This is a genomic window from Streptomyces coeruleofuscus (genome assembly GCF_039532725.1).
Taxonomy (GTDB): Bacteria; Actinomycetota; Actinomycetes; order Streptomycetales; family Streptomycetaceae; genus Streptomyces; species Streptomyces coeruleofuscus.
The window spans coordinates 245,222-265,228 of the sequence record NZ_BAAASE010000011.1 but is presented as its reverse complement, the minus strand read 5'-3'; the positions used below and the strand labels follow the sequence as shown (position 1 = coordinate 265,228).

At 71.7% G+C, this 20,007-nt stretch carries 16 protein-coding genes; 14 read left to right on the top strand and 2 right to left on the bottom strand.

All coding sequences use genetic code 11. The annotated features are described in order from the left end of the window. Positions 1–9: 9 nt before the first annotated feature. From ABFX81_RS34810 to gatB, 7 genes are all read left to right on the top strand, one after another. Positions 10–1,017: a uroporphyrinogen decarboxylase/cobalamine-independent methonine synthase family protein gene (locus tag ABFX81_RS34810; protein WP_086848955.1), complete on the top strand. Its 1,008-nt coding sequence runs from the start codon at positions 10–12 to the stop codon at positions 1,015–1,017. Between the two features lie 15 nt (positions 1,018–1,032). Continuing rightward, positions 1,033–3,228: an NAD-dependent DNA ligase LigA gene (gene ligA / locus ABFX81_RS34805; RefSeq protein WP_086848952.1), complete on the top strand. Its 2,196-nt coding sequence runs from the start codon at positions 1,033–1,035 to the stop codon at positions 3,226–3,228. 256 nt (positions 3,229–3,484) lie between these two features. Then, positions 3,485–5,782 (top strand): putative bifunctional diguanylate cyclase/phosphodiesterase, encoded by a 2,298-nt coding sequence (locus ABFX81_RS34800; RefSeq protein ID WP_346139178.1) that lies wholly within the window; start codon positions 3,485–3,487, stop codon positions 5,780–5,782. A gap of 124 nt (positions 5,783–5,906) precedes the next feature. Further along, entirely contained in the window at positions 5,907–6,203 is a 297-nt protein-coding gene (gene gatC / locus ABFX81_RS34795; protein WP_004925108.1) for an Asp-tRNA(Asn)/Glu-tRNA(Gln) amidotransferase subunit GatC, read from the top strand. Positions 6,204–6,209: 6 nt separating this feature from the next. Next, positions 6,210–7,709, top strand: a complete 1,500-nt coding sequence (gene gatA / locus ABFX81_RS34790; protein ID WP_086849540.1) for an Asp-tRNA(Asn)/Glu-tRNA(Gln) amidotransferase subunit GatA — start codon at positions 6,210–6,212, stop codon at positions 7,707–7,709. Continuing rightward, on the top strand, positions 7,706–7,945 hold the full coding sequence (locus ABFX81_RS34785) for a hypothetical protein (RefSeq protein WP_086601598.1): 240 nt from the start codon (positions 7,706–7,708) through the stop codon (positions 7,943–7,945). The genes gatA and ABFX81_RS34785 overlap by 4 nt, the downstream gene beginning before the upstream one ends. A gap of 15 nt (positions 7,946–7,960) precedes the next feature. After that, positions 7,961–9,475 (top strand): Asp-tRNA(Asn)/Glu-tRNA(Gln) amidotransferase subunit GatB, encoded by a 1,515-nt coding sequence (gatB, locus tag ABFX81_RS34780; RefSeq protein ID WP_086849542.1) that lies wholly within the window; start codon positions 7,961–7,963, stop codon positions 9,473–9,475. Between the two features lie 63 nt (positions 9,476–9,538). Here the strand turns inward: gatB and ABFX81_RS34775 are convergent, their stop codons facing one another. Then, a complete protein-coding gene (locus tag ABFX81_RS34775) occupies positions 9,539–10,342 on the bottom strand; it encodes a methyltransferase domain-containing protein (protein WP_086849544.1) in 804 nt (267 codons plus the stop codon). A 190-nt stretch (positions 10,343–10,532) separates the two neighbouring features. On the opposite strand from ABFX81_RS34775, the gene ABFX81_RS34770 reads away from it, so the two are divergent. The 7 genes from ABFX81_RS34770 to ABFX81_RS34740 all read left to right on the top strand — a co-directional run bounded on the left by ABFX81_RS34770 (position 10,533) and on the right by ABFX81_RS34740 (position 18,482). Next, a complete protein-coding gene (locus tag ABFX81_RS34770; RefSeq protein WP_346139177.1) occupies positions 10,533–10,940 on the top strand; it encodes a hypothetical protein in 408 nt (135 codons plus the stop codon). A 158-nt stretch (positions 10,941–11,098) separates the two neighbouring features. Further along, entirely contained in the window at positions 11,099–13,381 is a 2,283-nt protein-coding gene (locus ABFX81_RS34765; RefSeq protein ID WP_086849547.1) for an MMPL family transporter, read from the top strand. Next, positions 13,359–13,934 carry a GNAT family N-acetyltransferase gene (locus ABFX81_RS34760; protein WP_086601603.1) on the top strand — a complete coding sequence of 192 codons (576 nt, stop codon included), beginning with the start codon at positions 13,359–13,361 and terminating at the stop codon, positions 13,932–13,934. The genes ABFX81_RS34765 and ABFX81_RS34760 overlap by 23 nt, the downstream gene beginning before the upstream one ends. Positions 13,935–13,969: 35 nt before the next feature. Next, positions 13,970–14,500 (top strand): hypothetical protein, encoded by a 531-nt coding sequence (locus ABFX81_RS34755; RefSeq protein WP_086849548.1) that lies wholly within the window; start codon positions 13,970–13,972, stop codon positions 14,498–14,500. Between the two features lie 198 nt (positions 14,501–14,698). After that, positions 14,699–14,884 (top strand): hypothetical protein, encoded by a 186-nt coding sequence (locus ABFX81_RS34750; RefSeq protein ID WP_086849550.1) that lies wholly within the window; start codon positions 14,699–14,701, stop codon positions 14,882–14,884. 272 nt (positions 14,885–15,156) lie between these two features. After that, positions 15,157–18,243, top strand: coding sequence for an AAA family ATPase (locus ABFX81_RS34745; RefSeq protein WP_086843944.1), 3,087 nt, complete (start codon positions 15,157–15,159; stop codon positions 18,241–18,243). Positions 18,244–18,293: 50 nt separating this feature from the next. Next, positions 18,294–18,482: a DUF6191 domain-containing protein gene (locus tag ABFX81_RS34740; RefSeq protein ID WP_086843926.1), complete on the top strand. Its 189-nt coding sequence runs from the start codon at positions 18,294–18,296 to the stop codon at positions 18,480–18,482. Positions 18,483–18,489: 7 nt separating this feature from the next. Here ABFX81_RS34740 and ABFX81_RS34735 read toward each other — a convergent pair whose 3' ends face one another. Then, positions 18,490–19,662: a PQQ-dependent sugar dehydrogenase gene (locus ABFX81_RS34735; RefSeq protein WP_346139176.1), complete on the bottom strand. Its 1,173-nt coding sequence runs from the start codon at positions 19,660–19,662 to the stop codon at positions 18,490–18,492. Between the last annotated feature and the right edge of the window lie 345 nt (positions 19,663–20,007).

The following is a 20,007-nucleotide window of genomic DNA, read 5'->3' as shown; positions in this document are numbered from 1 at the left end:
GCTGCTGCGGTGAGCGAAAACAGCCAGTTCAGGTTCGGTGCCGCCACCGGTGTCGGCTCCATGCCCGGGGGCGACGCCCGGGAAGCCGCCAAAACGGCCACCGGAACCTTCGAGGACTTCCCCTTCCTGCCCGAACTGCCCGCCCGCGGGCCCGGCGCGGACATGATCGGGCGGACCGCCGGCATGCTCGTCGAGCTGTACGCGCGCGTGGAGCCCAGCGGCTGGCGGCTCGGCGACCGCCCGGGACGGGACACCAAACGGGCCCGCTCCTGGCTCCGCGAGGACCTCGACGCGCTGGAGGAATGCACGCAGGAGTACGCCGGGCAGCTGAAAGTCCAGGTCGTAGGGCCCTGGACCCTCGCCGCCAACCTGGAGCTGCGCAACGGCGAGGCCGCCCTCTCCGACCCCGGAGCCTGCCGCGACCTCGCCGCCTCCCTCGCCGAGGGACTCCGTCTGCACCTCGCCGAGGTCCAGCGGCGGGTCCCCGGCGCGCAGCTCGTCCTCCAGCTCGACGAGCCGTCCCTCACCGCCGTCCTGCGCGGCCAGGTGAGGACCGCCAGCGGCTACCGCACGCACCGGGCCCCCGACCGGCAGATCGTCGAGGCCGCACTCCGCGATCTCGTCGCAGTGCACGCGGGCGGCCCCGTCGTCGTCCACTCCTGCGCACCGGACGTCCCGTTCGCCCTGCTGCGCCGGGCGGGCGCGGCGGCCGTCTCCTTCGACTTCTCCCTGCTCACCGAGCGTGACGACGAGGTGATCGGCGAGGCGGTGGAGGGCGGCACCCGGCTCTTCACCGGTGTCGTGCCGTCCGCGGAGGGCCCATTGTCAGACCCTGCCGGTAGCGTCATGGGTGTCAGGACGTTGTGGCGCAGGCTGGGGCTGTCACCGGGGCTTCTCGCGGAGGCGGTCACGCTCACGCCGACGTGCGGACTCGCGGGGGCTTCCCCGGGATACGCGCGCGCGGCTCTCGCCCACTGCGCCCGGGCGGCGAGATCCCTCGCGGACAACCCAGAGTAACGGGAGGACGACACGGTGGCCGGCGACAAGCAAGCGGAGACGACGACGGTGCCCGCCGAGGCACGGGAGAAGCACGCGCGCCTCGCGGAGCAGATCGAAGAGCACCGCTTCCGCTACTACGTGAAGGACGCTCCCGTCGTCAGCGACGCGGAGTTCGACGAGCTGCTGCGTTCCCTGGAGGCACTGGAGGAGGAGTTCCCGGAGCTGCGCACCCCGGACTCGCCGACCCAGAAGGTCGCCGGTTCGTACGAGACGGAGTTCACGGCGGTCGAGCACCGCCAGCGCATGCTCTCCCTCGACAACACCTTCAACGACGAGGAGCTCGCCGCCTGGTCGGAGCGCATCGCCAGAGAACTGGGCGAGCAGGACTACCACTTCCTGTGCGAGCTGAAGGTCGACGGCCTCGCCGTGAACCTCACCTACGAGCACGGCCGTCTCACCCGCGCGGCGACCCGCGGCGACGGCCGCACGGGCGAGGACATCACACCGAACGTCCGGACGATCGCGGAGATCCCCGAGCGCCTCAAGGGCGACTCGGTCCCCGACCTCGTGGAGATCCGCGGCGAGGTCTACTTCCCGATGGAGAAGTTCCAGGAGCTCAACGCCCGTCTGGTCGAGGCCGGTGACAAGCCCTTCGCCAACCCGCGCAACGCCGCGGCCGGTTCACTGCGCCAGAAGGACCCGCGCGTCACGGCCACCCGCCCGCTGCACATGGTGGTCCACGGCATCGGCGCCCTGGAGGGCTTCACCGGCCTGACCCGTCTCTCCCAGGCCTACGACCTGCTGAAGACCTGGGGTCTGCCCACCTCCCGGCACAACAAGGTGGTCGACGGCCTCGACGGCGTACGGGAGTTCATCGCGTACTTCGGCGAGAACCGCCACTCCGTGGAGCACGAGATCGACGGCGTGGTCGTCAAGCTCGACCAGATCCCGCTCCAGGGCCGCCTCGGCTCCACCTCGCGCGCCCCGCGCTGGGCGATCGCGTACAAGTACGCGCCGGAGGAGGTCAACACCAAGCTCGTCAACATCCGCGTGGGCGTGGGCCGCACGGGCCGGGTCACGCCGTACGCCCAGGTCGAGCCGGTCACGGTCGCGGGCTCCGAGGTCGAGTTCGCCACGCTGCACAACCAGGACGTGGTCAAGGCCAAGGGTGTCCTCATCGGTGACACGGTGGTGCTGCGCAAGGCCGGTGACGTCATCCCGGAGATCCTCGGACCGGTCGCCGACCTGCGTGACGGCAGCGAGCGCGAGTTCGTGATGCCGGCCGAGTGCCCCGAGTGCGGTACGGCGCTCAGGCCGATGAAGGAGGGCGACGTCGACCTGCGCTGCCCGAACGCCCGCACCTGCCCGGCCCAGTTGCGCGAGCGCCTGTTCTACCTCGCGGGCCGCAAGGCGCTGGACATCGAGCACTTCGGCTACGTGGCCGCCGCCGCGCTCACCAAGCCGCTGGAGCCCGAGGACCCGCCGCTGGTGGACGAGGGCGACCTGTTCGACCTCACCGTCGAACAGCTCCTGCCCATCAAGGCGTACGTCCTCGACCCTGACAGCGGTCTACCCAAGCGCGACCCGAAGACCGGCGAGGAGAAGGTCGCCACGATCTTCGCCAACCAGGAGGGCCAGCCCCGCAAGAACGCGCTCGCCATGCTGGAGAACATCGCGGCGGCCAAGCAGCGTCCCCTCGCCCGGATCATCACCAGCCTGTCGATCCGTCACGTCGGACCGGTCGCCGCCGAGGCACTGGCCCGCGAGTTCCGCTCGATCGAGCGCATCGACCAGGCCACGGAGGAGGAGCTGGCGGTCACCGAGGGCGTCGGCCCGACCATCGCCGCCTCCCTCAAGCAGTGGTTCGCCGAGGACTGGCACCGAGAGATCATCCGAAAGTGGAAGGCCGCCGGCGTCCGCATGGAGGAGGAGAGCACCGGCGAGGACGAGGGACCCCGCCCGCTCGAAGGGCTCACCGTCGTCGTCACGGGCACCCTCGAACACTTCACGCGCGACGGCGCCAAGGAGGCCTTGCAGAGCCGCGGAGCGAAGGTGACCGGCTCGGTTTCGAAAAAGACGTCATTCGTCGTCGTGGGTGACAGTCCTGGATCGAAATACGACAAGGCGATGCAGCTGAAGGTCCCGGTCCTGAACGAGGAGGGTTTCGGGGTCCTGCTGGAGCAGGGACCGGACGCGGCGGCGGAAGTCGCCCTTTCGGCCGAGGAGTAGCGGTTGAAGGCCACCCGTTCGGCGCATACCAGATGCATACGGGTGGCCGGGGCGCATTCGGGCAACCGTCGGCGACCGCTGCCCGTGGAAGCCTTCTGCGGCCTACTGTTGAGATGTGCGCCTGCCGTGCCCAGCTGCGGTCGGGGCATCTTCGTGCTCGCGGAGCACGGGGAAGGGTTTTCCAACGCGGGCCGTTGAGGGTTGTCGGGCACCGGGCCGCGGGGCGTGGGCACCGCCGGCTGTGAGAGGGACGGGAATGGAACCGACCGAGAGCGCCGTGCCGGGCTCACGGCTGCGCCTGAGCCGCATGGCGGTCGCATGGCGTGCAGTCCGTGGGACGGGTCGGCCGGCGGGGCGTCCGGGCGCGGAAGTGCGCGCCGTCGGACAGTACACCGCGGACGGGCGCGCCTCCGGGGGGCGCGCCGCGGCGGACGGCCGCGGCGCCGCACAGCCGGTCACCGACCACACAGCCCGCCTGACCGGCGAGGACGCGGACACGGAACGGCACCTGTCCTGGCCCGCGCTGCCCGCGGCCGTCGTCGCGGCGGCCGGGTTCGTCCTGGGCGCCGGCTTCTACCGCGCCTTCACCGGCGGCCACGCGCTCTTCCCCTCCGGCACGGCCGGCTGGGCGCTGGCCGTGCTGACCGGCATCATCGTCGGCCACCTCGTCATGCTGGGCCGCTCCCGCTGGTGGGGCGGCACCGGCTCGGGTGCCGCCCTCACGCTCGCCGTGCTGCTGCTGTACGGCTGGGTACCGGCCGGCATGGTCAGCCTCACGGTCGTCGTGCTGGTCGGCGTAGCCCGCCGCAACCGCTGGCGCCAGGGCATCCTGCACGGGGCGGTCGACCTCCTCGGCATCGGTGCCGGCGCCCTGGTGCTGGGCGTCTTCGGATCCGTACCGTCCGTCGAGTCCCCCTCGGATCCGGACAGCTGGACGCTCTACACCGCGCCCGAGGTGGTCCTGGTCGCCGTCTCCTACCTGGCGGTCACCCGCGTCCTGCTCTGGTACCTGCACGCCCCGCGCCCCGGCCTGCCCACCGTCGCCCGCACCGCCCTGGTCAGACAGGGCCTGGTCGCCATCGCGCTGCTGGGAATCGCGCCGCTGGTCTGCGTGGTGGCCGTGGCCAAGCCGATCCTGCTGCCGCTGTTCTCCATCCCCCTCATCGCCCTGGACTCCACGCTCTGGATAGCCCGGGCCCGGGCCGAGGAGCAGCTGCGCGACCCGCTGACCGGGCTGCCCAACCGCCAGTGGCTGCTGGAGCGCATCTGGACCGCGCTGGACGACGCCGAGCGGATCGACGCGCGCGCCGCCCTGATGCTGATTGACCTCGACCGTTTCCGGTCGGTCAACGACACGCTCGGTCATCTGGCCGGTGACCGGCTGCTCCTCCAGATCGCCGACCGGCTGCGGTTGGCGCTGCCGCGCGGGGCGGAGGCCGCCCGGCTCGGCGGGGACGAGTTCGCCGTCTTACTACCGGTCGCCGACTCCACGACGTCCGCGACCAGGGTCGCCCGCAACCTGGTCGCCGCGCTCAGCTCCCCGCTCGACCTCGACGGCCTCACCCTCGTCCTGGAGGCCAGCGCCGGGGTCGCCGTCTTCCCCGACCACGCGCTCGACGCCGAAGGACTGCTGCGGCGGGCGGACGTGGCGATGTACCAGGCGAAGCGGGACCGTACGGGCGTGGAGGTCTACGAGTCCAAGCGCGACTCGAACACCCCGGACCGGCTCGGTCTGCTGGGAGACCTCCGCAGGGCGCTGGACGCCCACGAGGTGGAGCTGCACTACCAGCCCAAGGTCCGCTTCGACGGACAGGTCGCGGGCCTGGAGGCCCTGGTCCGCTGGGTGCACCCCGAGCGGGGCAAGGTCCCGCCGGACGAGTTCATAGCGATCGCCGAGTCCTCGGGCCTGATGCCCCACCTCACCGAGTACGTCCTGGAGACCGCGCTCGCCCAGGTCGCGCGGTGGCGGGCCCAGGGACTGTTCGTCCCGGTCGCGGTCAACGTCTCCCCGCGTGACGTCCACACCCCCGGCTTCGCCGGCTCCGTCGCCGCGCGGCTGGCCCGGCACGGCGTCCCGGCGGGAGCGCTCCAACTGGAGATAACGGAACACGTCCTCCTGGAGGACCCGCAGCGCGCCGCCGACACCCTCAATGCGCTGACCGGGCACGGCGTGAAGATGTCCCTGGACGACTTCGGCACGGGCTACTCGTCGCTGGTGCACCTGCGCAAGCTCCCGGTCAGCGAACTGAAGATCGACCGCTCCTTCGTCGCCCGGCTCGCCGTCGACAACGAGGACGCGGAGATCGTGCGCTGCACGGTCGACCTCGCGCACTCCCTCGGTCTGCTCGTCGTCGCCGAGGGCGTCGAGGACGACGAGACCTGGGAGCGCCTGCGCGACCTCGGCTGCGACGCCGTCCAGGGCTGGCTGGTCGCCGCCGCGATGCCCCCCGAGGAGACCACGGCCTGGCTCCGCGCCCGGGGCTCCCGCGGCTGGCAACGCCCCCGGGCCGCCCTCCCGGCGGCGACGGCGGACGACTCGGGGCGCATCGCCTAGGGCGGGAATCGAAGCGCCCTGGCGGGGCCAGGCAGCGGGCGCAGGGCAACCGTTTCACTGGCACACCCGCCCGCCCCATAGGATTGGCCCCAAACCACTCACACTCACCCCAGAGGATCGCTGCATGCCTGGCATCACGCGCGAGGAGGTCGCCCACCTCGCCCGGCTGGCGCGTCTGGAGCTGAAGCCCGAAGAGCTCGACCACTTCGCGGGACAGCTGGACGACATCATCGGCGCGGTGGCCCGCGTCAGCGAGGTCGCCGACCAAGACGTACCGCCGACCTCGCACCCGCTCCCGCTGACGAACGTCATGCGCCCGGACGAGGTCCGTCCCTCGCTCACCCCCGAGCAGGCGCTCTCCGGAGCCCCGGCCCAGGAGCAGCAGCGTTTCAAGGTGCCGCAGATCCTGGGGGAGGAGTAACCCGCCATGACGGAGAGCCCCATCATCAAGCTCACGGCCGCCGAGACCGCCGCGAAGATCGCCTCCGGCGAACTCACGGCCGTCGAGGTCACCGAGGCCCACCTGGCCCGGATCGAGGCCGTCGACGAGAAGGTGCACGCCTTCCTGCACGTCGACCGCGAGGGCGCGCTCGCGCAGGCCCGTGCCGTCGACGAGAAGCGGGCCAAGGGGGAGAAGCTCGGTCCGCTGGCCGGCGTTCCCCTGGCGCTCAAGGACATCTTCACCACCGAAGGTGTGCCGACCACCGTGGGTTCGAAGATCCTCGAAGGCTGGATCCCGCCGTACGACGCGACCGTCACCAAGCGGCTCAAGGCCGCCGACGTGGTGATCCTCGGCAAGACCAACATGGACGAGTTCGCCATGGGGTCCTCCACCGAGAACAGCGCCTACGGGCCGACCGGCAACCCCTGGGACCTGACCAGGATCCCCGGCGGCTCCGGCGGCGGTTCGTCCGCCGCGCTCGCCTCCTTCCAGGCCCCGCTCGCCATCGGCACCGACACCGGCGGCTCCATCCGCCAGCCCGCCGCCGTCACCGGCACGGTCGGCGTGAAGCCGACGTACGGCGGGGTGTCGCGGTACGGCATGGTCGCCTTCTCCTCCTCCCTCGACCAGGGCGGCCCCTGCGCCCGCACGGTCCTGGACGCGGCCCTGCTGCACGAGGTGATCGCCGGCCACGACCCGATGGACTCCACCTCGATCGACGCCCCGGTCCCGCCGGTCGTCGAGGCCGCCCGCAACGGCAGCGTCGAGGGCATGCGCGTCGGCGTCGTCAAGCAGTTCCGCGGCGAGGGCTACCAGGCCGGTGTCATCCAGCGGTTCGACGAGTCCGTCGCGCTGCTGAAGAAACTGGGCGCCGAGATCGTCGATCTGGACTGCCCGTCCTTCGACCTGGCGCTGTCGGCGTACTACCTGATCGCGCCGTCCGAGTGCTCCTCCAACCTCGCCCGCTTCGACGGCCTGCGCTACGGCCTCCGCGCCGGCGACGACGGCACGCACTCCGCCGAGGAGGTCACCTCCCTGACCCGCGAGGCCGGCTTCGGCCCCGAGGTCAAGCGCCGCATCATGCTCGGCACGTACGCGCTGAGCTCCGGCTACTACGACGCGTACTACGGCAGCGCCCAGAAGGTCCGCACGCTCATCAAGCAGGACTTCGACAAGGCGTTCGAGCAGGTCGACGTGATCGTCTCCCCGACGACCCCGACCACCGCCTTCCCGATCGGCGAGCGCGCCGACGACCCGATGGCGATGTACCTCGCCGACCTGTGCACCATCCCGACCAACCTGGCGGGCAACGCGGCCATGTCGCTGCCGTGCGGCCTCGCCCCGGAGGACAACCTCCCGGTCGGACTGCAGATCATCGCCCCGGTCATGAAGGACGACCGCCTCTACAAGGTCGGCGCCGCCGTCGAGGCCGCTTTCGTGGAAAAGTGGGGCCACCCGCTGATCGAGGAGGCTCCGTCGCTGTGAGCGCACTGTCCAAGGCCAAGGGCTTCAAGAGCTCCAAGTCCGGTCTGTACATCTCGATGGCCACGTCGGCCTTCGGCGCCGTCGGCGTCTACAAGCAGATCAAGAAGGCCCGCGGAGACAACGACACGCTGCGGCTGCTCGACGCCGTCGTGACCGGTGCCGCGGTCGTCACCAACCTGGCCATTCTCTACCGCGAGCTGAAGCGGCTGGGCGACGATGACGTCCTGCTGGGCTGAGAGGGAAGTTTCACCGTGACCACCACGACAGACCTGGTGTCGTACGAGGAAGCACTCGCGTCGTACGACCCCGTCATGGGCCTCGAGGTCCATGTCGAACTCGGCACCAAGACCAAGATGTTCTGCGGCTGTTCGACCGCCCTCGGGCAGGACGCCAACGCGCAGACCTGTCCCGTCTGCCTCGGCCTGCCCGGCGCGCTCCCGGTCGTCAACGCGACCGGCGTCGAGTCCGCGATCAAGATCGGCCTCGCGCTGAACTGCGAGATCGCCGAATGGTGCCGCTTCGCCCGGAAGAACTACTTCTATCCGGACATGCCGAAGAACTTCCAGACCTCCCAGTACGACGAGCCGATCGCCTTCAACGGCTACCTCGACGTACAGCTGGAGGACGGCGAGACCTTCCGCGTGGAGATCGAGCGCGCCCACATGGAGGAGGACACCGGCAAGTCCACGCACGTGGGCGGTGCGACGGGCCGTATCCACGGCGCCTCGCACTCGCTCCTGGACTACAACCGCGCCGGCATCCCGCTCATCGAGATCGTCACCAAGCCGATCGTCGGCGCGGGCGAGCGTGCCCCCGAGGTGGCGAAGGCGTACGTCCGTGAGCTGCGCGAGGTCATCAGGGCGCTCGGCGTCTCCGAGGCCCGCATGGAGATGGGCCAGATGCGCTGCGACGTGAACCTGTCGCTGCGCCCGAACGGCACCGAGAAGTTCGGCACGCGTTCCGAGACGAAGAACGTCAACTCGCTGCGGTCCGTGGAGCGCGCGGCCCGCTTCGAGATCCAGCGGCACGCGGCCGTACTGAGCGGCGGCGGGACGATCGTCCAGGAGACCCGGCACTTCCACGAGGACACGGGGTCGACGACCTCGGGCCGCGTGAAGGAGGAGGCCGAGGACTACCGGTACTTCCCGGAGCCCGACCTCGTCCCGGTGGCCCCGTCCCGCGAGTGGGTCGAGAAGCTGCGGGCCACTCTGCCCGAGCTGCCGCTGGTCCGCCGCAACCGGCTCCGCGAGGAGTGGGGCGTCTCGGCCACCGACATGCAGGCGATCCTCAACGCCGGTGCGCTGGAGCCCATCGTCGCCACCATCGAGGCCGGGGCCGACGCCGCGTCCGCCCGCAAGTGGTGGATGGGCGAGCTGGCCCGCAGCGCCAACGAGTCGGGCAAGGCGCTCGACGAGCTGGCGATCACGCCGCAGCAGGTCGCCCGCGTCACCGAGTTGGTGGCGAAGGGTGATCTGAACGACAAGCTGGCCCGTCAGGTCATCGAAGGCGTCCTCGCGGGCGAAGGCACCCCGGACGAGGTCGTCGACAAGCGGGGTCTGAAGGTCGTCTCCGACGAGGGCGCGCTCACCACCGCCGTCGACGAGGCCATCGCGGGCAACCCGGCCATCGCGGACAAGATCCGCGGCGGCAAGGTGGCGGCGGCCGGCGCGCTGGTCGGCGCGGTCATGAAGGCGACCCGGGGGCAGGCCGACGCGGCCCGCGTCAAGGAGCTGATCCTTCAGAAGCTGGGCGTCAGCGAGGGCTGAGCCCTTCCGTGGACCGACAGAGGGGGGATGCGCCGAACCCGGTGCATCCCCCCTCTCAGTCACCTAAGGGCGACGCCCCACGACCCGGACGAAGCCCAGCGTGCGGCCCTGGTCGAGGCGCAGCATCTCGGCGCACTGTCCGGCCATCCGGACGTGCCACTCGTCCGTGTGCTCCTCGGCCACGACCTCGCACCACCGCAGCCAGTCGCGCCAGCCGTCGTCCAGCCAGTCGGCCGTCTCGACCTCCACGGTCCCGCTGCGGGTCCACTGGCGCCGCCACCAGGCGGCCGAGTGGAAGCACCAGAAACCCGGCTCCCAGTACGGCTTGAGGTGCTCCGGCGGCTCGGCGCCGTCGATCTCCTCGCGCAGCGCCGGTACGACGACCCCGATCCGCCCGCCCGGCTTCAGCAGCCGGGTCAGCCTGGGCAGGTACAGGTCGTCGGTGCCGAAGTACTGGTACGCGTCGACGGAGACGATCGCGTCGAAGCCGCCCTCGCCGAACGGCAGGTCGTGCGCCTCGGCGAACACGGGCAGCACGCGGTCCGCGACGCCGGCCTCGGTGATACGGGCCGCGTTCTCACCGGGCTTGACCCACAGGTCGGCGGCGGTGACCTGAACGTCGTACTCCTTGGCGAGGAAGATCGACGTCATGGCGCGGCCGCAGCCCAGGTCGAGCACGCGGGAGCCGGGGCTCAGGGTGTCGAGCCCCAGAGCCGGGGCCAGCCACTCCAGCAGCCACAGCGCGTGCGGGCCCATCTGGTTCTCGATGGTCCAGCGGGCGTCGTAGCGGTTGCTGCGCGGGTAGCGGGGGTTGCTGACGCGGTCAGTGAGGGGGTCGTTCGAGGTCCGGGAAGTGATGTCCGACATCGGTGAACGGGCTCCTTGAGTCCTTGAGGAAGAAAGGGGATGCGTCGGAGCTCGGTCGGACCGTCAAACAATGCACCTGCTTCGGCCGGGCGGCGGGGTGCCGCGGGCGTACCTCGAACCAGCGGACGCTAACAGCCGGCCCGTCGGCCCCGCACTCGGTTTTCCCACCCGACGCGCTACCGTCTCGGCCATGAGTGGACGCGCTGATTCCGACACCGATCCTGAGATAACGGACCCGGGGGCAGCCGCCGCGCAGGACACCGAGCCGGAGGCCGTGCCCGACGACGAGCCGATCGACGCCGACGAGCTGGACGACGCCGATGAGCCGGACGACGATGCCGACGATGCGGCGGAAGGCGCGCGGCGGGCACGCTGGACGGCCGCCGGCACCGGCACCGTTCTGGCCCTGGCGGGTCTGGCCGCGGCACTGCTCCGCCTCGCCCGCTCCGCACCCGCACTCGTCCCGGCGGCGTACGCCGGCGGAGCGGCCGTCTGCGCGGGCGCCGCCGTGCTGGGCTCCCGGGGACGCACCCGGCGCGCGCTGTGGCTGCTGATCGCGGGCGCGATGGTGATGGCGCTGGGAGACCAGTTCGACTGATCCCTCCCGCTGTGAATAAGCCCACGAAAACGACAAATGATCTCGTAGGCCTGTAAGAGTGATTCCGCATTGCTCATGCGTTCTTTGCGGGCTGTTCAGTTCACGGACGACTGCTCCCGGTCAAAGATCCACAAAAAGTCACCCTGGGAGCACGTTTCGTGGCAGCCCTCGCACACTGGTGTGTCCGACGCCGTCTGGTCACCGTTCTGCTCTGGCTCCTCGCCTTCGCGGGGGTGGCCGCGGGCGCCGCGGCCGCCGGATCCGCGTACTCGAACGACTACCAGGTCCCCGGCACCGAGTCGGGCCGCGCCACCCAGCTGTTGCACGAGGGCTTCCCGCAGCTCGGCGGCGACAGCGACACCGTCGTCTGGCACACCACGTCCGGCAGCGTCCGCGCCGCCGACGTCGAGCAGACGATGACCCGCGCCCTGGAACGCGTCGAGAACCTGCCCGGCGTGGCCTCCGTGACCAGCCCTTACGACGGGCCGGGCACGGGACGCGTCAGCCCGGACGGCCGTACGGCGTACGCCACGGTCACCTTCGACGACCAGGCCCAGGACGTCAGCCGGTCCGAGGCGCAGGCCGTCGTCGACACCGCGAAGAGCGCGGAGACCGACGGGCTCCAGGTGGAGCTCGGCGGCAGCGCCGTCGCGCTCACCGAGTCCTCCGGCGGGCACGTCGCCGAGGTCGTCGGGGTGGTCGTCGCCGCGGTCGTGCTGTTCCTCGCCTTCGGCTCGCTCGCCGCCTCACTGCTGCCCATCGCCACCGCCCTGGTAGGCGTCGGCACCGCCTACGCCGGGATCGTGCTGCTCGGGCACGTGATGACCGTCGCCGACTTCGCCCCCATGCTCGGCATGCTCATCGGGCTCGGCGTCGGCATCGACTACGCGCTGTTCATCGTGACGAGACACCGGCGCGGGCTGAAACGCGGGCTGTCCGTCACCGAGGCCGCCACCAACGCCGTCGCGACCACGGGACGCGCGGTCGTCTTCGCGGGTGCCACCGTTTGCATCGCCCTGCTGGGCATGCTGATCCTGCGGCTGAGCTTCCTCAACGGCGTCGCCATCGCCGCCAGCCTGACCGTGATCCTCACCGTCGCGGCCTCCGTGACGCTGCTGCCCGCCCTGCTGTCCCTCATCGGCATGCGGGCGCTCAGTCGCCGCGAGCGCCGCCGCCTGGCGGAGCACGGGCCCGAACCCGAGCTGCCCACGGGCTTCGCCGCCCGCTGGTCGGCGTTCGTGGAGCGCCACCCCAAGGTGCTCGGGGCGGTAGCGCTGGTGGTCATGGCCGTCCTCGCGCTGCCCACGTTCTCCCTGCACCTGGGCACCTCCGACCAGGGCAACGACCCGAAGACGTCCACCACCCGCCAGGCCTACGACCTCCTCGCTGGGGGCACCTCCCGCTCGAGCGCAGCCGAGAGTGGGGGAGGCTTCGGCCCCGGCGTCAACGGCCCGCTCACCCTCGTCACGAAGGTCGACGGAGCCGACGACAAGCTCGCCCTGGACAACCTCGACGGCACGCTCCGGACCACCGAGGGCGTCGCCTCGGTGACGCCGGTGACGTTCGACTCCGGCGGCCACACCGCATACCTGACCGTCGTACCGGAGTCCTCGCCGCAGTCGAAGCAGACCAGCGACCTCGTCGACCGGCTGCGCGACGAGGTGCTGCCCCGCGCCGAGGCGGGCACCTCGCTGGACACGCAGGTCGGCGGCATGACGGCCGGCTACGACGACTTCGCCGACGTCATCGTCTCCAAGCTGCCCGTCTTCATCGGCGTCGTGATCGGCCTGGGCTGTCTGCTGCTCCTGCTCGCCTTCCGGTCGATCGGCATCCCGCTGAAGGCCGCCGCGATGAACGTCGCCGCCGTGGCCTCCGCCTTCGGGGTGGTCGTCGCGATGTTCCAGTGGGGCTGGGGCAGCGAACTGCTCGGCCTCGGCAGCGCGGGCCCCATCGAGCCGTTCCTGCCCGTGATCATGGTGTCGGTGCTCTTCGGCCTGTCCATGGACTACCAGGTGTTCCTGGTGAGCCGGATGTACGAGGAGTGGCTGGAGACCGGCGACAACCGGCGGGCCGTCCGGGTCGGCCTCGCCGAGACCAGCCGGGTGATCAACTCGGCGGCGGTGATCATGATCTCCGTCTTCCTCGCCTTCGTCCTCAGCGGCGACCGTGTGATCGCCATGTTCGGCATCGCCCTGGCCGCCGCCGTCGCCCTGGACGCCTTCGTCCTGCGGACGCTCCTCGTCCCCGCGCTCATGCACATGCTCGGCGGCGCCAACTGGTGGCTGCCCCGCTGGCTCGACAAGCGCCTGCCGCGGATCAGCATCGAACCGCCCGAGGCCAGGGCCGCCCATGAGAGGCTGGCCGCCGCGACGGACGCCGAGGTGGCGGACGTCCTGGCGGAGGAGGAGCGGCAGCGGGATGTACGCGATATCCCTGGGTGACGACGGCGCGGAACTGCGGCCCCTGGAACCCTGGCACGCGGAGGAGTTCTTCGCGCACCTGGAGCGGGGCAGGGAGTTCATCGGGCGGTTCATCAACTTCGGGTCGCAGGAGACGGACGTGGAGTCCGCGCGGGCCATGCTCCAGCGGTACGCCGAGATGCGCGCCGCCGACACCCGCTCGCTGCACGGACTGTGGCTGAACGGCAAGCTCGTGGGCGGCGTGCTGTTCCTGAACTTCGACGCCGCGAGCGGCAACTGCGAGGTCGGCTGCTGGCTGGAGCCCGCCGGGACCGGGCGCGGTCTGGTCACCCGGGCGATGCGCGTCCTCATCGACTGGGCGGTCGAGGAGCGCGGCATTCACCGGATCGAGTGGGTCGCCGCCTCGGGCAACCAGCCGAGCCTGAACGTGGCCCGGCGCCTCGGCATGACCCGCGACGGTGTGCGGCGCGAGGCCCACCCCTATGGTGGCGTACGGCACGATCTCGAAGTCTGGTCGGTGCTGGCACCCGAGTGGCGCGCGGCACGCGCGCGGGCCGCTCACGACGATCATTAAGAGACTTCTCAGACAGCGACCCTACGGTGCGAGACATGGCAACGAACGCAGTGGACGAGACCGAGGCCACCGAGGCCACGACCGACGAGAAGGCGGTGGACACCACCAAGTCCGACGAGGTGACCAAGACCGAGGTCCCGGCCGAGGCCGCCGAGACCAAGGAGGAGGCACCCTCCGGCGTCGGCCAGGGTGCTGCCGCCGTGGTCTCCGCGGCACTGGGCGTCGTCTCGCTCACCGGCAGCTGGCTCGGCACGGTGGCCGCCGCACGCCAGAACCTCATCGGTCAGCTGGAGACGGCGCAGAACGCGGACGTGGCCAAGCAGATCCAGGCGGTCTACGGCGACGCCTGGCAGACCACGGCCCTGTGGGGCGGCTTCTTCGCGCTGGTCGCGCTGGTCGTCGGCGTCGTGACGCTCGCCCGGCCGGCGTTCGGCACGCCCGGCAGGATCCAGGCCCCGTGGATCAAGTCGGTCGCCTGGGCGGGTGTCGCGCTCGGCGTGATCGGCCTGTTCCTGGCCGTCCTCAAGTACACCGGCATCCTGCTCGGACTGCCGTCGGCGAGCTGAGTCACCGCAGGTCCTGAGGGGTCTTAGGGAATCCGTGAGCACCTTACGGAGGCCCTGAGGCCCCTCAACCGTGTCTAAGGCCCCGACCGCCCCCGAAGATGCGGAACTCTCCCGATGTGGCAGCCCCGCCTGGGAGACGAAGGTGGAGGCATCGCAGAAAGCGAAGCCCAAGCACCCGACTCCCACCGAGGACACGCCATGTACGAGTACGAGCTCCAGCAGCTGCGCGCCGCCGACCTCATCCGCCGCGCCGACCACGAGCGGCAGGCCCGCGAGGCCACCCGGGCCCGCCGCGCCGCCCGTCACGAAGCCGCCGAAAGCTCCGCCGAGCACGAGAGCCATAGCCGCCGCTTGCGCAGGCCGCGGTCCGCCCGGACGGCGTGAACACGGGGCCGGGCCGGACCGGCGGCGTGACCGTCCGTACGAAAGCGGCTGTCGATGGGGCGGCCGTACGTACGGAAGCGGCTGTCGATGGGGCGGCCGTACGTACGGAAGCGGCTGTCGATGGGGCGGCCGTACGTACGGAAGCGGCCGTTGATGGGGCGGCCGTCCGTACGGAAGCGGCCGTTGATGGGGCGGCCGTCCGCACGGAAGCGGCCGCCGGTCCGGTGGCCCGCAGCGGCAAAACCGGTGCCGTGCCGCCGGACCCGCGTGCGATGCTCGGGTCCGTGGAGACCAGGTCCGTCAGCCCCGTGTTCGTCGGCCGGGCCGCCGAGTTGAGCATGCTCGACGAGGTGCTCGCCGGTGCCGCCGCGGGCGACCCGCAGGCGTTGCTCATCGGCGGCGAGGCCGGAGTCGGCAAGACCCGCCTCGTCGAGGAGTTCGCCGGCGCGGCCCGCGGGCGGGGCGCGGTCGTCGCCCTCGGCGGCTGCGTCGAGATCGGCGCCGACGGGCTGCCGTTCGCGCCGTTCTCCACCGCCCTGCGCGCCCTTCGCCGCGAGCTGCCCGGACAGCTCGCCGCCGCGGCCGCCGGGCAGGAGGAGGAACTGGCCCGGCTGCTCCCCGAGATCGGCACGGCCGCCGCACGCGAGGCGGCCCGGCACGACGAGGACGGCATGGCCCGCCTCTTCGAACTCACCGCACGCCTGCTGGAGCGCGTCACCGCCGAGCACACCGTCGTCCTCGCCCTGGAGGACCTGCACTGGTCCGACGCCTCCACCCGGCACCTGCTCACCTACCTCTTACGCACCCTGCGCACCGGCCGCCTCGTCGTCCTCGCCACCTACCGCTCCGACGACATCCACCGCCGCCACCCGCTCAGACCCCTGCTCGCCGAACTCGACCGCCTGCGCACCATCCGCCGCCTCGACCTCGCCCGCTTCAACCGCGAGGAGGTGTGCCGCCAGGTCGCCGGCATCCTCGCCCAGGAACCCGACCCGGACCAGATCGACGCGATCTTCGAACGCTCCGACGGCAACGCCTTCTTCGTCGAGGAACTCGCCGTCGCCGCCCAGGAGGGCTGCCGCACGGGCCTGACCGACTCCCTGCGCGACCTGCTGCTCGTCCGGGTGGAAGGGCTGCCGGAGACCGCCCAGCAGGTCGCCCGGATCGTCGCCGAGGGCGGCTCCACCGTCGAGTACCGGCTGCTGGCCGCCGTCGCCCGGCTCACGGAGGACGACCTCATCGAGGCACTGCGGGCCGCCGTCAACGCCGGCATCCTCACCCCCGCGCCCGGCGGCGACGGCTACCGCTTCCGCCACTCCCTGGTCCGCGAGGCCGTCAGCGACGACCTGCTGCCGGGCGAACGCTCCCGCCTCAACCGCCGCTACGCCGAAGTCCTGGAGACCGACCCGGCCCTCGTCCCCGCCGACCAGCGCGCGACGCGTCTGGCCAGCTACTGGTACCACGCCCACGACGCGGCCAAGGCCCTGCCCGCCGTCCTCGACGCCTCCGTCGAGGCCCGCGACCGCCACGCCTACGCGGAGCAACTCCGGCTGCTGGAACGGGCGATGGAACTGTGGGACACCGCCCCCGAAGCCGTACGCCGGGCCCTGCGCCCCGTCGACTACGCCGAGGCCTACCCTCCGCCACTGCCTGAACGGCGTGGGGGGAACCCCGTCGGCGGCGACCCGGAGGCCGGCGCCCTGCGCCACCTCGACCTGCTGGCCGAGGCGGCGGTCGCCGGACGGCTCTGCGGGGAGCGCGAGCGCGCCCTGAAGATCACCAAGCGGGCGCTGCGCCTCCTGGAAGTGGAGGACGATCCCCTGTGCGCCGCCTGGTTCTGGATCCAGCGCTCCCGGCTGGTGCAGCGGCTCGCCCGTGGTGACGGCTGGAAGGAGATCGCCACCGCGCAGGATCTGGTCCGCGGTCTGCCGCCGTCCGGGGTGCACGCCGAGGTGCTCGCCACGGTCGCCCATTGGTCGATGCTCCGCCAGCCGGGCCCGCAGGCCCTGACGGCCGCCGAGCGGGCGGTGGAGTACGCGCGGATGGTCGGCGCCGAGGACATCGAGGCCAACGCCCGGCTCACCCTCGGCGCACTCATGATCGACGCCGGGCAGATCGAGGCCGGGCTGGCCCATATGTACGAGATCAGCGACGCGGTCGTGGCCCGGGGGCTCGTGGGTGTCGTGGGCCGCAGCCATGTGAACCTGCCCTCCGCCCTGGAGGGCATCGGGCGCTCCGAGGAAGCCGTGGACGTCCTTCACGAGGGCCTGCGCCTCACGGGCAGGATGGGCCTGCGGGACTCCGAGGGCTGGATCTGGGGCAACCTCGCCGAATCGCTCATCTCCCTGGGCCGCTGGGACGAGGCGGCCGAGGCGGCCGTCAACGCCCAGCGGCGCGGGCAGACGGCCGCGCCGTACGGGTCCGGCGCCAACAGCCTGGCGTTTCTCGCGCTCGCCCGCGGCCGGGTGCCCGAGGCGGCCCGTCATCTCGCCGAGGGCCGCGGCTCCTACGGCCCGCACGACCCCATGCCGCAGCACGACCTCCCGCTCTCCTGCCTCACCGTCGCCGTCGCCGTCGCCGAGGGCCGCCTCCCCGACGCCCGCGCCGAACTGGCCCGCACCCTGGAGTCCGGCTTCCCGCCCGGCACCCAGCGCTACGCCTGGCCGCTGCTGCTCGAAGCCGCCACGGCCGAGGCCGACGCCCGGACGGTGCCGACCGCACGGGACGGCCGTGCGGAGGTCCTGAGGAGCATCTTCGGGGCCGTCAAATGTCTCACCACGAACGCTCCCGTCTGGCTCGCCCACGAGAAGTGGGTCCGCGCCGAGCTCCACCGCGCCGAGAGCCGGAGCACCCCGGACGTCTGGTCGGAGGTGGTCACCGCCTTCGAACCCCTGGAGCGGCCCTACGACCTCGCCCGCGTCCGGTACCGCCTGGCCGAGTCACTGCTGACGGGCGGCGGCGAGGCCGACGAGCGCGACCGTGCCACGGAACTGCTCCGCCTCGTCCATGCCGTCGCCCGCCACCTCGGCGCCCGGCCGCTCGCCGACGCCGCCACCGGGCTCGCCCAGCGGGCCCGCCTGCCGCTCACGCCCGCCACGGAACCGGTCCCCGCCCCCGCGGACCCCGCCGAGGCGCTGGGCCTCACCAGCCGGGAACGTGACGTGCTGCGCCTGGTTGCCGCCGGCCACACCAACCGCCGGATAGCCGAGGAGTTGTTCATCTCCCCGAAGACCGCGAGCGTCCACGTCTCCAACATCCTGGCGAAGCTCGGCGTCTCCGGGCGCGGTGAGGCGGCGGCGGTGGCGCACCGGCTGGAGCTGTTCACGGCCGAATCCGTCACGCCCGGCTCGGCCAACTGAGGTATACGCTGTAAAGGACGTCGGGGGAGACGCGGCCCTGGGAGGCTCCGTTGTTCAACATGTTCGAGGAACTGTTCTCACCCGGCCGCAAACACACCCGCGACGAGCAGAACCGGCTGGAACTGACCCGCGAGGACGTCGGGGACGGAGATCCCGGACGCGGGCCGATAGACCTGTCGTCCGGGAAGGTCGTCGTACACCCGCCACAGGAGCCGGAGGCCGAAGACCCGGAGGACTGAGCCCGGGTTACGTCACCCGCAGTTCCAGGATCCGGTCGTCCCCGTCCTCCGGATTGCCCCGGCCGTCCGTGTTGCTGGTCACGAGCCACAGCCGGTCACCGCCCGCCGGGACCACCGTGCGCAGCCGGCCGTACTCCTCCTCCAGGAACGCCTGCGGTTCGGCCGATGCCTCCGTGCCGTTCAGCGGGATGCGCCACAGCCGCTTGCCGCGCAGGCCTGCCATCCAGACCGAACCCTCGGCGTAGGCGATGCCGCTGGGCGAGGCCTCGGCCGTGGTCCACTGGTCGATCGGGTTGTGGAACCCGGTGTCGCCGGACCGGCCCTCCGCCTCCGGCCAGCCGTAGTTGTCGCCCGGCTTGATCGCGTTGAGCTCGTCCCAGGTGTCCTGGCCGAACTCCGAGGCGAACAGACGCTGCTTGCCGTCCCAGGCGAGGCCCTGCACATTGCGGTGGCCGTACGAGTACACGGGGGAATCGGGGAACGGGTTGCCCGGTGCCGGTTCGCCCTCCGGTGTCAGGCGAAGGATCTTGCCGCCCAGGGACTCCTTGTCCTGGGACAGTCCCGTGTCACCGCTCTCGCCCGTGCCGACGTACAGCATCTTGTCCGGGCCGAACTCGATCCGGCCGCCGTTGTGGACGAAGCCCTTGGGGATGCCCCGGAAGACCGTGTCGGGAGCGCCGAGCTGCTCGCCGGAGGGCTTCTTCTCGTCGTACAGCATGCGGACGATGCGGTTGTCGGAGGCCGAGGTGAAGTACGCGTAGACCATGTGGTCCGAGGCGTAGTCGGGGGACAGGGCGATGCCGAGCAGGCCGCCCTCGCCCGCGGCCGATACGCCCGGCACCTCGCCCAGCACGGTCTTCTTCCCGGTCTTCTCGTCGACCCGGACGATCGTCCCGTCGTCCCGGGAGGAGACGAGCAGGCCGCCGCCGGGCAGCGGGGCGAGGCCCCAGGGGGAGTCGAGGCCCTCGGCGACGGTGCGTACCACCTTCACCGAGCCCTTGGCGGGTGGTGTCTCCTCGGCGGCCTGCCCCGCCGGTGCGGACGATCCCGGTGCCGCACGGCTCGGGGAGGCGCTCCCGTCCGTGCCGGGCGATCCTCCGCCGTCGGAGGAGCAGCCGGCCGTCAGCAGGAGCGCGGCGGCGGCCAGCACGGCCGGCACGGCTCGACGTTGCACGATCATTGTCCCTTCGAGCGGCGGCGGGTTCTACCTGTCATACACCTCCCGCGCCTGGGAAGTTCCCGATCACCCAACCCGGAACCGCGAACGCGGGCGCGCTCAGGGCTTTTGCCCGGATCCCTCCGTCCGACGGGCATCGCCCCGCGCTCGCGGGATCGCCGTGGGCCGGCGGTGCCAGTCCTTCAGCGGCGCGGAGACCGCCCGTGCCCGAGCCGCCGCGTGTGAACGCGGGCCGGCCCGGGGGCAGTCCCACGAGCCGTGGGTGGGCCGTCTGCCCCTGAGGCTTTGTCTGAATCCCTCGGCGCGACGGTGCACGCCCGCCTCCTCGGCGGACTTCCGTCGGCCGGC

Bases quoted from the DNA above. Each gene is read 5' to 3' on its own strand.
- ABFX81_RS34770 (WP_346139177.1), top strand. From the start codon at position 10,533: ATGAGTGGACGCGCTGATTCCGACACCGATCCTGAGATAACGGACCCG.
- ABFX81_RS34775 (WP_086849544.1), bottom strand. From the start codon at position 10,342: ATGTCGGACATCACTTCCCGGACCTCGAACGACCCCCTCACTGACCGC.
- ABFX81_RS34800 (WP_346139178.1), top strand. From the start codon at position 3,485: ATGGAACCGACCGAGAGCGCCGTGCCGGGCTCACGGCTGCGCCTGAGC.
- ABFX81_RS34755 (WP_086849548.1), top strand. From the start codon at position 13,970: ATGGCAACGAACGCAGTGGACGAGACCGAGGCCACCGAGGCCACGACC.
- ABFX81_RS34750 (WP_086849550.1), top strand. From the start codon at position 14,699: ATGTACGAGTACGAGCTCCAGCAGCTGCGCGCCGCCGACCTCATCCGC.
- ABFX81_RS34760 (WP_086601603.1), top strand. From the start codon at position 13,359: ATGTACGCGATATCCCTGGGTGACGACGGCGCGGAACTGCGGCCCCTG.
- ABFX81_RS34745 (WP_086843944.1), top strand. From the start codon at position 15,157: ATGCTCGGGTCCGTGGAGACCAGGTCCGTCAGCCCCGTGTTCGTCGGC.
- ABFX81_RS34735 (WP_346139176.1), bottom strand. From the start codon at position 19,662: ATGATCGTGCAACGTCGAGCCGTGCCGGCCGTGCTGGCCGCCGCCGCG.
- gatA (WP_086849540.1), top strand. From the start codon at position 6,210: ATGACGGAGAGCCCCATCATCAAGCTCACGGCCGCCGAGACCGCCGCG.
- gatC (WP_004925108.1), top strand. From the start codon at position 5,907: ATGCCTGGCATCACGCGCGAGGAGGTCGCCCACCTCGCCCGGCTGGCG.